The organism is Nonlabens sp. (genome assembly GCF_965660805.1).
Lineage (GTDB): Bacteria > Bacteroidota > Bacteroidia > Flavobacteriales > Flavobacteriaceae > Nonlabens.
Window position 1 is genome coordinate 26,038 of sequence record NZ_CBFIBE010000021.1, and the last position, 11,692, is coordinate 37,729.

Genomic DNA, 11,692 nt, shown 5'->3' on the forward strand with positions numbered 1-11,692 from the left:
CACAAACTAGTTCAAATTATGATGCACTGTATATTCATCAAGCACGTCCAGTTCTGTGCGAAAAGAGAGGACATTATCACCCCATTTTTCTAATCCTTCTTTACGTAATGCTTCGGCATGTTTTGAGTAGTATGTTTCTAGCGTTTCACGGCTTATGGCTTTATACTGTATAGAAAAAGTACTAGAGCCGTCTTGTTCCTCTACCAGAACACGGGTTAATCTTGCGTCTTTAAACAGTCCTGTTCCTAACACGAGAGCGATGTGCTCACGGATCCATTCTAGCCATTCTTTTTCTAGGTGGCTGGACATATTACAGGTCACGTTATATATTACCATAAATAAATTTTAAAAGGCGTTGAGGTTTTGATCACCACGTAAACGTCTGAATCTGCGTCTGGCATCTACAAAGTGTATACTGTCTGCATAATCATAAATAATACGTTCAAAATGGGCTTGAGCTTTACTAGGATCGTTAAATTTTTCTTCAAATAAAAGGCCTAAAAAATAGAAGGCATCATCTGCTAGAATACCGTCTGAAAAATTATCGATAATCGTTTGATAGTTGTTCTTTGCGGCTTCATAATTAGCTTCTAGTTCATAGAGTTGTGCTTGTTTAAGTAGTGCTTCATCTTCTATAGGATCGCCTTTATGGTTTTGCAGTAGTTTTTCATAAAGCGCTATGGCTTCTTGACGTTTATTTTGGTATTGCTTTAAATCTGCATAAGAGTAAGATTTTAGAGCTACAAATGTGGTGTCTTCTATACTATGATCGCTTATGACCAGACTTAATTCCATGGCATCATTTGCGATAAGCTTAGAGGTTGCGCCGCGCAGTACTTTGAGCTGAGTTAGACTCCATGGGAAATCTCCTTGAAAATAGCTGGTTCTGGCCACTCTAAATTGTGCTTCTTGTGCGAGTTCATCATTAGGTAGGTCTGTTTGTACCTGACTGTAAAGTATAAGAGCACGATTGAATTGTTCTTGCAGCACGAGTATGTCTGCAAGAAGCATTTTCAATTCAGCATTTTGAAATTTGCTTAGTTTTTTATTCTCTAGGTCACTTAAGAGAGTCACAGCGCTTGCAGCTTCACCTGCTTTGAAAGCAAGGAAATTTGCATAATCGAGTTGAAGCATAAAAGTTTCAGCATCTTTACCATAAGTGGTTAAAAGCTCTTGATAGGCTGTTTTTACAGCGGTGAATTCTTGAGCAGTGGCTTTGTCTGCTTCTATTTTAACGAGTAAACTTTGAGCCACATAGCGTGTAGAAATTACTTGAGATTCTTGAACGATGTATTCTAGAATTTCTTGAGCAGCGTCCAGGTCTTTTTCTTCCACTGCTGTCACGGCGAGTTCTTGTAATTCTGTAGTACTTTCTTTGGAACGCACATAGATGGCTTTTTCTTGAATAAAAGCTTTCTTGAAATCTTTTTGCTGAATGAAAAGCCAGCTCAGGAGCTTATTGTATATGGGGTTTTGGTTTTCGCGTAAGCGTAATAACAGTGTTTTTCTCAACAGCTTGTTCCCTTCATTATCGGGATTATCTGTAACATATCTGGAAAAAAGGGCTTGTGCACGACTGCGATAAGCGCCATTACTTTCTATAAGATCTACATACTGCTCAAACATTTCCTCCAGCTTGCCTTGCTGACCATATAAACTTGCGAGTTGCACTTTATAATTTGCCCTAGGGTTTGCTGCCATTCCTTTTTCATAAGCCATAATAGCTTGATCCAGCAAGTTGCGGCGTTCAAATCTGCTTGCTATTTGATAGGTTAACTTAGGAATAGAATCCAGTACTTTTATGGCTTCTTTATAATAAGGCATAGCCAGTGAATCCTTGCCTTGCAGCGTTAAATTATAGCCACGTTCTATGATGAGACTTTTATTATTGCGTGCCAGCTTCTCGGCATGATCTAGTAAGGAATCTACTTGTTGATACTGTTCCAGTTGATGGTTAATATCGATGACTTTAAATAAGACATTAATGTTACGCTTGTTTGTCTCATAGATTTTATTATAAATCTTGAGTGCTTTGCTATATTCACCTTGGTCCATATAATTTTCAGCCAGTCTTGAGTTTTGTGAAAAACCTAAACTACTGCATAGCAGAGTGATGAAAATTATATAATAACGCATAAGTTTAAATATAGGCTATTAATCGATGAGGTCAAAACCGCAATAAGGAATTAAAACTTCTGGGATTTTAATGCCGTTTTCTGTCTGGTAATTTTCTAAAATTCCAGCAAGTATGCGTGGCAGTGCTAGTGAGCTGCCGTTTAAAGTGTGTGCTAGTTCTGTTTTCCCTTCACTATTGCGGAAACGTAGTTTCAAACGATTACTCTGGAAGGTTTTAAAGTTAGAAACGCTACTTACTTCCAGCCATTTTTCTTGAGCGGTACTATAAATTTCAAAATCATAAGTAAGCGTAGAGGTGAAACCAAGATCGCCACCACATAATCTTAAAATACGGTATGGTAATTCAAGCTCTTCAAGAATTTCTTTAATATGAAGTACCATAGCGTCTAGCGCATCATCACTATGATCTGGATGCTCTACACGTAGTATTTCTACTTTATCAAACTGGTGTAAGCGATTTAATCCACGTACATCACTACCATAACTACCAGCCTCACGACGGAAACATGGTGTGTAACCTGTCATGGCTATAGGTAATTCTTTAGCTTCTAATAAATCCCCACGATATAAGTTTGTAATAGGAACCTCAGCAGTAGGGATAAGGTATAGGTCATCTACACCTACATGATACATTTGTCCTTCTTTATCTGGTAATTGCCCAGTTCCATAACCACTCGCTTCATTTACTAGGTGAGGCACTTGCATTTCTTCATAACCAGCGGCTGTGTTTTTATCTAGAAAATAGTTGATAAGTGCGCGCTGTAAACGAGCACCTTTTCTTTTATAAACCGGAAAACCAGCACCAGTTATTTTATTACCTAGTTCAAAATCTATGATATCATAATCTTTAACCAGTTCCCAGTGTGGTTTTGCACTGCTATGAAGTGTAGGGATCACACCATGCTCAGACACTACCTCATTATCTTCATCACTATTACCAGCAGGAACACTTTCTTGAGGTATGTTAGGAATGGTGTAAAGTATGTTTTGTAATTCTTCTACAGCTTTATTTAATTCTTCACTCAGCTGCTTAGATGTTTCTTTTAAATCACCAGTTTGCGCTTTAAGTTCATTAGCTTCTGCTGCTTTACCAGATTTGAATAAATCGCCTATTTCTTTAGAAAGTCTATTGCTCGTGGCAAGAGTTTCATCCAGTTGTGCTTGTAAAGAGCGTCTTTTCTCGTCTACTGAGATAGCGTTTTCTAACAATGGTAGTGCATCAATGTTTCTTTTTTTAAGCGCCTGTGCAAAAGCATCTTTATGCTCGCGTATTGCTGCGATTTGTAGCATGGTAGTGTGTTTTAATTCTAAGCTGGTAAAATTACCATTTATTCCTTGTTCTCATAGAGTGATGACGGTAAAATCCACTCGTGATGTGACCAGTGATTCCATTCTTGTGCAGCAACATCTACTTTCTTATCAGTAAATTGTTGCATAGCACGACCGTTAATACTCACTTTTGCATCTATGTAGACCGCTACATCTTCACCTTCGGCAGCGTGGAACTCTTTTAATTTCTGAGCAAATTGCCACATGAAATCAGGTTTAGTTTTTACTTGATTTGTTTGTTTAGGTGTTAGGTAGTTTTTAAAATTTACTCGTGTGCGGCTGCCTGTTTCTTTATTTTCCACATAAAAATTAGCAAATCCCGCTCTATTGCGCAACATCATGCGCCAGCTCAGTCTGTGACCTTCTTCAGTCCATAGCACATCATCTGGTATGAGCCAGTGGCGCAGCGGTAGGAGCAACATGACCAGTAAAAATCCAGTGTTAACTATAAGTAATGGGTTTTTAAAACTAGGTACTATAACTTCATCACCTTCATAAAAGTTTTTCTTTTTTAAGAAACGCTTGTGAATCATTTTAGGATTAAAAAAGAATACAAGAAACGCCAGTGCTAAATAAGGAAATATCCCTATTTTAAAAATAATCGAGTTGAAAATATGAAAGAAGAAAGACGCTATTACGGCAACCATTCTAGTGCGTTTCCATAATAAAAGAGGCACAATAAATAGGTCAAAGGTTAATCCATAAACCATAATAGCCCAGTGCGCCCATTCATACTGTAATATTTCCCAGTCTCCAGCTCTTATCTTCATTAAATGTTTAGGGAAAGAGGTATCGATCCAGTCTGGATAAAACTTAGCCACGCTAGCATAAGAATAAACGATACATAAAAAGATGATAATAAACCCATAAATCCATCGACTCATGTGTTCTTTGCGTAGCGAGGAATTCCATTTTGCATCTAGAGAAACTGAGCGATGAGCTGGTAAAAATACCATGATGTAATTGAGCAACATCAGTAAGTAATAGTGATTGTTATAAGAGGTTTTTTGGAGTAGATAAACATAAGTCCAGGCTATAGCATAAAATAGCATAGCCATACGGTATTTAAAACCTACCATAACCATTAAACCAGCTATACCCATGAGTGCAAATAGCCCATACATTAATGGCGCTGGTAATGGTTCTAAAAATTCAAAACCTATAAATGTAAAAGTAAATTTAGGTTCTAAAAAGTGCTTGTTTACCGCACCTAAAGCAATATGTCCAAAAGCCTCACAAGCTAATAGAAACCCAAAAAACATGCGGAATAATACCAGCGCAGAGTTATCTACCTGTTTAAAAAGCCATTTATTCCATTTGCTGTGCATAAGACCTAGTGTTTTCTTCGTCCTTTTTCATTGCAGCTTTTAACTCTTCCATAGAATTAAATTTAAGCTCATCTCTCAATCGTTTATGGAAATCTAGTTGCATAGTATGATCATATAAATCACCACTATAATCGATATAAAAAGTTTCAATAGTTTTCTTGTTGCCTTGGGAAATTGTTGGGTTAACACCTATGTTAGTCATTCCATAATACCTCTTCCCGTTGATTAAACTACTGGTAATATAAACGCCATTTTTAGGTAAAAGTTTATAATTCTCGGCGATTTTAAGATTTGCTGTAGGATAATTTATAGTGCGACCTATCGCTTTTCCTTGCTCGATGATTCCTTGAACACTAAATGGACGGTTAAGATAATTGTGAGCCGTTTCCATCTCACCTACCTCAATAGCCTGCCTTATTTTAGTGCTGCTTACCGTTACCTCTTCTACATCTTTTTTAGAAATCTGGACGACTTTAAAATTAAACTCTTTTCCATATTCCTCCAGTTCATTAATACTAGCGGCTCGATTCCTGCCAAAACGATGGTCATACCCTATCACCACCACAGCAGCTTTTAACTGATCTACGAGAATATTTTTTACATAATCATGGGCACTTGTGCGAGCAAATTCTAGAGAAAAAGGATGTGTTATAATATTTTCTATACCATTTGCAGTAACTAATTGCTGGCGTTCTTCAATAGTGTTGATCAGTTTTAGATCACTATCAGGTTGCAATACCATTCTAGGATGCGGGAAAAAGGTTAACAGAACGCTTGTCAAGGATTTTTCTTTGGCAATTTCTGTAACTCGATGTAATATTTTCTGGTGTCCATGGTGTACACCATCAAAAGTCCCTATGGTTATTACCGCAGCTTTTTGAGCTTCATAAGAAGCAATGTTATCAAATGTTTTCAATGGAATATAGCCCTTTTATACTATTTGCAAAATAAAATATTCTCTACGAATTGCGTTAAAAAACACAAGCTTTCTATAAATATTTGTGCATACCACAATCATGGAGTATTTTGTACCCATATAATTTCTTATGAGACATTTATTGATAGTGGTTTTGTTGTTGAATTTCGCTTTCGCGAAAGCGCAAAATTACTGGCTGCCAGTCGAGCAACAACCTACTGAAGATTTAGAAAATCGTCGTTTTATTCCAGAAGATTTTTCAATCTATAATCTAGATTTAAGTGGATTACAGCAAGCGGTAGCAATGGCACCTAAAAGATTTACGGTAAACACTTCTTCTGTAATACTTACCATGCCTAGTGCTCAAGGAAGTTTAAAAGATTTTGAAGTTTTTGAAACAGTCATGATGGAGCCAGCGCTCTATACAAAATATGCGCAGATCAGGACTTATATAGGTGTAGCGTTAAATGATCGTGCAAATGTGATACGTTTTTCTATCACACCACATGGATTTCATAATATAGAATTTGTTCCTGGAGAACCTACGGTTTACACAGAGCCATTTACTCTAGATCATACTACCTACATAGTCTATGATCGTTCTTCACTGCCAGAAATTAAAGAAAACTATGAATGCCTTACAGATGAAGAGGCGTTTAATTCATTAAATAATAATGTAAAAAATCTTATTCCTAAAGCCGCAGATGATAGCTCACTTAGAACTTACCGTATCGCTATTTCATGTAATGCAGAGTATGGAAACATCTTTGCAGGTAATGGAACAGACGCTCAAAAAAGAGCTAATATACTGGCGCAGCAAGTGATTACCATGAATCGTGTGAATGGAGTTTTTGAACGCGATCTTGCGATTAATATGATCTTTGTAGCAAATAATGATGTGTTGCTTTACTTCGGTGATACCTTTTTAGACCCATATGACACTGATTTTAATGGTCGTACCCAGGATTTAATAGATGGGAATTTATCTGCGCAGGGTTTTCCAGGAATAGGAAATGGCTTTTATGACATAGGACACAATTTTAATACTTCGGGTGGAGGAAACGCAGGCTGTATAGGTTGTGTGTGTTCTAGCGGTCAGAAGGGTAGCGGTATGACTGGGCAAGCAAATCCTACAGGTGATCCATTTGATATCGATTATGTGGCACATGAAATAGGTCACCAGTTTGGCGGTTTTCACTCCATGGCGTCTGGCAACTGTAGAAGTGGTAGTGGGCAAACAGAGGTAGAACCTGGTAGCGGTAGTACTATTATGGCTTATGCCGGAATTTGCGCGCCTAATGTTCAAAATAATTCTAATGATTACTTCCACTATGTAAACATAAGAGATATACTGGCCAATGTCAAAACAGGAACCTCTAGCTCTTGTGCTGCTGTCACTAATGTTTCTTTAACCGCTCCTATCGCAAATACTGGAGCTGACTATACTATACCCTATGGTACTGCCTTTGTATTAACAGGTACTGCTACTAATCTAGGAACAGAAACAGTAACCTATAACTGGGAACAAAACGATCCAGAAAATCCTAATAGTATTCTAGGTCCTGACCCTATGAGAGTTCAAGGTCCTATGTATAGATCCAGACCATCATCTACAGTTCCTACACGCTATTTTCCAGAGCTAAGTCAGGTTATTCAAGGTAATCTAACACCACAATTTGAGATGACTCCATCTGTAGCTCGTGATATGGAGTTTGCTTTTACAGCGCGCAAGTACAATATGAATATAGGACAGAATGATTCTGATCTTATGAATATAACCGTAGATGGAAATACGGGACCATTTGAAGTAATAAGTCAAGATGCTAATGTAAGTTATAACACCGGAGAAGCTGCGGTAATTAATTGGAATGTTGCAGGAACAGATCTTACTCCTATTAATACTAGTACGGTAGATATTTTAATGTCTACAGATGGTGGTGTTACATTTTCCACTATAATCGCTAGTGCTGTTCCTAATGATGGAAGCGAAACAGTTATTATACCTACAGTTCCCGCTACTACTCAAGCACGTTTCATGGTGCGAGCAAATGGGAATGTTTATTATGCTGTTAACGCTGCTGATTTTACCATAACTAATGATGATTTTTCTCTTAGTTCTACTGAGTTAGTTAAAGAGGTTTGCTTACCTAATAATGCAGTTTATAATTTTACTTACACAACTTTTAATGGCTTTAATGCGCCCACGACACTTTCTTTAACAGGTGCTCCAGCAGGGGTAAATGTTACCATATCGCCGTCCACAGTAACCAGTGATAACACTCCAGTTACTATTACCATCAGTGGATTAACGACAGCCATGATAGGTAGTTATACATTATCATTTGAAGGAATAGGAGGAACGACTACTCGTTCCACAGGTTTAACGCTTAATGTACTTGATACTAATCTCGCAGCAACAACCTTAGTTCTACCACTCGATAATGAGGTAGATGTTGCGCTGTCTCCATTGCTAGAATGGAATACAGTCACAGGAGCACAAGAGTATACTATAGAAATAGCAGCAGATAGCAGTTTTACTAATATTATAGAAACGGCAACTATTACAGGAAATGCCTATACAGTTTCTATCACTCTTGATGAAGATACCGTTTATTACTGGCGTGTTCAAAGCAGTAATGCTTGTGGAGTCTCAAATTTTAGTAATACACGTAGTTTTAGAACCTCAAATATTATTTGTTTCAACGAAGCAGCAAATGCAGTTCCAGCTATTATAAGTGATGGTCCACCATCATCTCAGGATTCCATTATCACTATAACTAGTGATGTGGTTATTAATGACATCGTGTTGAATATAGATATTTCTCACACATGGATGAGTGATTTAGATATTTATTTAACCAGTCCATTGGGAACTCAAATTACAATAGTAGAGGATCGATGTGGTTTTAGAAATGACATGTTAGCTACTTTTTCTGATGATGGTGCAGCAATAAATTGCTCTGGTAGCGCTCCTACTATTAATGGAACTGTTTTACCAGTGGATATGCTTTCTGCCTTTATAGGCGAAAGTTCCATAGGGAACTGGACACTTACCGTAGCAGATGATACTAATAACGATGGAGGAACCCTGAACGCTTGGTCTTTAGATATTTGTGGAGTGCAAACACTTGCAAACACTGAAATGTACTCCAGCCAGATTGCGCTTTATCCTAATCCTGCTAGTGATTTGGTGCAATTAGATTTAGGTAATCTCGCTTTCGCGAAAGCAGAATTACAAGTCTATGATTTGTTAGGAAAGTTCATTATGTCTCAAAATATAGAGACGGCACAATCTAACATTGCTGTTCAGGATTGGGCTAGTGGAGTTTATTTAATGAAGATTGAGATAGATGGTCAAAGTTTGATAAAAAAGTTTATCAAGAACTAGTACCCATTTGATTTTTTAGACCAATTTATGTTTCTAATGCGGTATTCTTAATTTGAATTATAGGCGAAAAAGAAACGAATTATATGCGACATTAGGAATGTAAATTTTTATTATATCGGCATTTTATAATTAAGATATACAGATACAAGATAGTATAATTATTTACCGTTAAACTGATTCATAGTATTTGCTAGACCGGCATGTGTAAAAGAAAGACAGGCTTGAGCAGCTTTATCGAGACGCTCAGGTAATGCTTTTTGTTCCTCAGTATTCCATTCTCCTAATACATAATCTACTTGACGGCCTTTTGAAAACTCATCTGAGATCCCAAAACGGAGTCGTGGATAATTAGGTGTGTTAAGTTTTATTTGTGTGTCTTTAAGTCCATTATGACCTCCATCGCTGCCTTTGGCTTTCATGCGCAAGGTACCAAAGGGCAAGTTTAAATCATCTGTGACTACTAAGATTTGTTCCTTAGGAACGGACTCTTGGTTCATGTAGTACTTAATGGCTTTACCGCTAAGGTTCATGTAAGTACTAGGTTTGAGTAATGTGATTTTTTTACCTTTATGTGTAATGGTTGCGACATCTCCTAAAGTTAGGGTTTCAAAAGTTACTTGTTTTTCTTTTGCAATTTCATCTAGAATTTTAAAACCTATGTTATGGCGAGTTTCTAAATATTTCTCACCTATGTTTCCTAGTCCTATAATTAGGAATTTTTTCATCTTTTAATTCTTTTAAGTATCATACCCATTAATTATTCCTTTTGGTATAATGGCCACAATCATGTGGCAAAGCTATAAAAAAAGCCACAAGAAAATATCTTGTGGCTTGTAAGACTTATGAGTATGTGATGTTACTCAGCAGCAGGCGCATCTGCAGCAGGTGCATCAGCTCCTTCTTCTTCTTCTTCCTCATCATCAACGATTGCAGTACGAGAAGTTTTAATCATTACTACTACGACACTATCTGGGTGCATGATTTCATACTCAGGCACTCGCAAGTCGCGTACATATTTTTTATTTCCTATTTTCATAGGAGAGATATCTACTTTAATAAAGTCAGGAAGGTTAGCAGGAAGTGCTTTTACTTTTAAGCGTCTGTTGTTTTTTCTTAAAACACCACCGTTAAGTACACCTCGTGAGGTTCCTTCAGTTATTACTGGAACCTCCATGGTAACTGGCTTGTCATCAAAAATTTGATAAAAGTCAGCATGTAAAAGCTGCTCTTTTACTGGGTGCCATTGCATATCTTGAGCGATAGCTGGGTACTGCCCATCCTTACCTAAGTCGATTACAACTGTCATTGCGTCTGACGTGTAGACTAAATTTTTAAATGCTTTTTCTTCTGCTTGAAAATGCACTGGTTCGTCTCCTCCGTAAATTACGCAAGGAACCAATCCAGCATTACGTAGGGCTTTAGTTGCCTTTTTGCCCACGCTTTCTCTTTTAGATCCGTTGATCGTGATTGATTTCATTTGTTGTATATTAATTAATTATTGAAATTACATGATAAAATTAGAACTGATCGACTCATTATTTTGGACACTTTTCATAACCTCTGCAAATAATGAAGCACAAGTTAAGACTCTTATTTTCTCACTAGTTTTTCTTAGTGGAATAGAGTCTGTTACGATCAATTCTTCAAGTTGAGAATTTTCTATTCTCTCATAAGCTGTACCTGATAAAATAGCATGTGTACAAATCGCTCTTACACTTTTTGCACCACGTTCCATCATCACGTCAGCAGCTTTAGTTAATGTTCCTGCGGTGTCCACCATGTCATCTACAAGAACTACATTTTTTCCTGTTACATCACCTATAAGTTCCATGTGAGAAATCACATTTGCTTTTTGGCGTTGCTTGTAACATACTACTACGTCGCTCTCTAGTGTTTTTGCATAAGCATAAGCTCGTTTAGAACCACCCATATCTGGAGATGCAATAGTAAGGTCACTTAAATTCAGGCTCTTTAAATAAGGAATGAAAAGTGCGCTACCAAAAAGATGGTCCACTGGCTTTTCAAAAAATCCTTGAATCTGGTCTGCGTGTAAATCCATGGTAATGATGCGTGTTGCACCAGCACTTTCTAGAATCTTTGCAATCATTTTTGCACCTATAGGGACACGAGGTTTGTCTTTACGATCCTGACGTGCCCAACCAAAGTAAGGTATAACAGCCGTAATATGTCTCGCACTCGCACGCTTTGCAGCGTCCAGCATTAATAATAACTCCATTAAGTTATCACTACTAGGGTGCGTAGAACCTATGATAAAAATACGACGACCACGTATAGACTCTTCAAAAGAAGGTTGAAATTCTCCATCACTAAATGTAGAGAAATTTACTTGACCTAGTGATGCTCCATACTGCTCAGCTACTGCTTTTGCAAGATCCATACTTTGTCTACAACCGAATAGTTTTGCTTCTGTCATCGTGTTAGTCATCATAAAATGATTTAGACTCCTGATTTTAAGGCTGCAAATGTACAGATATTTTTATTCTTGTCCCTTAAAAATCAATCTAAATTAGGTGTATGATTTAAAATAATATGTACTTTTGCAGTCCAATTTTTATTGCCTCAGTGGTGGAATTG

General features: G+C 37.3%; 9 protein-coding genes. 1 reads left to right on the plus strand and 8 read right to left on the minus strand.

The genetic code is table 11. From position 1 onward, the window contains the following. Positions 1 to 6: 6 nt before the first annotated feature. From ACTF48_RS06855 to ACTF48_RS06875, 5 genes are read right to left on the minus strand one after another with little or no spacing between them, the layout of a single operon-like run. The gene (locus ACTF48_RS06855; RefSeq protein WP_438962410.1) at positions 7 to 336 is read right to left on the minus strand and encodes a DUF4286 family protein; all 330 of its coding nucleotides are present in this window, start codon (positions 334 to 336) and stop codon (positions 7 to 9) included. A gap of 9 nt (positions 337 to 345) precedes the next feature. After that, positions 346 to 2,136 carry a tetratricopeptide repeat protein gene (locus ACTF48_RS06860; protein WP_438962411.1) on the minus strand — a complete coding sequence of 597 codons (1,791 nt, stop codon included), beginning with the start codon at positions 2,134 to 2,136 and terminating at the stop codon, positions 346 to 348. Between the two features lie 18 nt (positions 2,137 to 2,154). Then, the gene (serS, locus tag ACTF48_RS06865) at positions 2,155 to 3,426 is read right to left on the minus strand and encodes a serine--tRNA ligase (protein WP_438962412.1); all 1,272 of its coding nucleotides are present in this window, start codon (positions 3,424 to 3,426) and stop codon (positions 2,155 to 2,157) included. Positions 3,427 to 3,464: 38 nt separating this feature from the next. Next, positions 3,465 to 4,793 carry an HTTM domain-containing protein gene (locus tag ACTF48_RS06870; protein ID WP_438962413.1) on the minus strand — a complete coding sequence of 443 codons (1,329 nt, stop codon included), beginning with the start codon at positions 4,791 to 4,793 and terminating at the stop codon, positions 3,465 to 3,467. Then, positions 4,774 to 5,709 (minus strand): bifunctional riboflavin kinase/FAD synthetase, encoded by a 936-nt coding sequence (locus tag ACTF48_RS06875; RefSeq protein ID WP_438962414.1) that lies wholly within the window; start codon positions 5,707 to 5,709, stop codon positions 4,774 to 4,776. Before ACTF48_RS06875 ends, ACTF48_RS06870 begins: the two co-directional genes overlap by 20 nt. 130 nt (positions 5,710 to 5,839) lie before the next feature. Between ACTF48_RS06875 and ACTF48_RS06880 the strand changes: the two genes are divergently transcribed. Beyond that, the gene (locus tag ACTF48_RS06880; protein ID WP_438962415.1) at positions 5,840 to 9,097 is read left to right on the plus strand and encodes a reprolysin-like metallopeptidase; all 3,258 of its coding nucleotides are present in this window, start codon (positions 5,840 to 5,842) and stop codon (positions 9,095 to 9,097) included. A 158-nt stretch (positions 9,098 to 9,255) separates the two neighbouring features. On the opposite strand, the gene pth is transcribed toward ACTF48_RS06880, so the two are convergent. The 3 genes from pth to ACTF48_RS06895 all read right to left on the minus strand — a co-directional run bounded on the left by pth (position 9,256) and on the right by ACTF48_RS06895 (position 11,543). Beyond that, complete coding sequence (gene pth, locus ACTF48_RS06885) at positions 9,256 to 9,822, minus strand: aminoacyl-tRNA hydrolase (RefSeq protein ID WP_438962416.1); 567 nt, start codon at positions 9,820 to 9,822, stop codon at positions 9,256 to 9,258. Positions 9,823 to 9,953: 131 nt separating this feature from the next. Next, positions 9,954 to 10,574 (minus strand): 50S ribosomal protein L25/general stress protein Ctc, encoded by a 621-nt coding sequence (locus ACTF48_RS06890; protein WP_438962417.1) that lies wholly within the window; start codon positions 10,572 to 10,574, stop codon positions 9,954 to 9,956. Positions 10,575 to 10,601: 27 nt separating this feature from the next. Beyond that, positions 10,602 to 11,543 carry a ribose-phosphate pyrophosphokinase gene (locus ACTF48_RS06895; RefSeq protein ID WP_438962418.1) on the minus strand — a complete coding sequence of 314 codons (942 nt, stop codon included), beginning with the start codon at positions 11,541 to 11,543 and terminating at the stop codon, positions 10,602 to 10,604. Positions 11,544 to 11,692 lie beyond the last annotated feature (149 nt).

What these genes read in the sequence shown, in the direction of transcription:
- ACTF48_RS06860 (WP_438962411.1), bottom strand. Translation starts at nt 2,136, where the DNA reads ATGCGTTATTATATAATTTTCATCACTCTGCTATGCAGTAGTTTAGGT.
- serS (WP_438962412.1), bottom strand. Translation starts at nt 3,426, where the DNA reads ATGCTACAAATCGCAGCAATACGCGAGCATAAAGATGCTTTTGCACAG.
- ACTF48_RS06890 (WP_438962417.1), bottom strand. Translation starts at nt 10,574, where the DNA reads ATGAAATCAATCACGATCAACGGATCTAAAAGAGAAAGCGTGGGCAAA.
- ACTF48_RS06895 (WP_438962418.1), bottom strand. Translation starts at nt 11,543, where the DNA reads ATGACTAACACGATGACAGAAGCAAAACTATTCGGTTGTAGACAAAGT.
- ACTF48_RS06880 (WP_438962415.1), top strand. Translation starts at nt 5,840, where the DNA reads ATGAGACATTTATTGATAGTGGTTTTGTTGTTGAATTTCGCTTTCGCG.
- pth (WP_438962416.1), bottom strand. Translation starts at nt 9,822, where the DNA reads ATGAAAAAATTCCTAATTATAGGACTAGGAAACATAGGTGAGAAATAT.
- ACTF48_RS06855 (WP_438962410.1), bottom strand. Translation starts at nt 336, where the DNA reads ATGGTAATATATAACGTGACCTGTAATATGTCCAGCCACCTAGAAAAA.
- ACTF48_RS06870 (WP_438962413.1), bottom strand. Translation starts at nt 4,793, where the DNA reads ATGCACAGCAAATGGAATAAATGGCTTTTTAAACAGGTAGATAACTCT.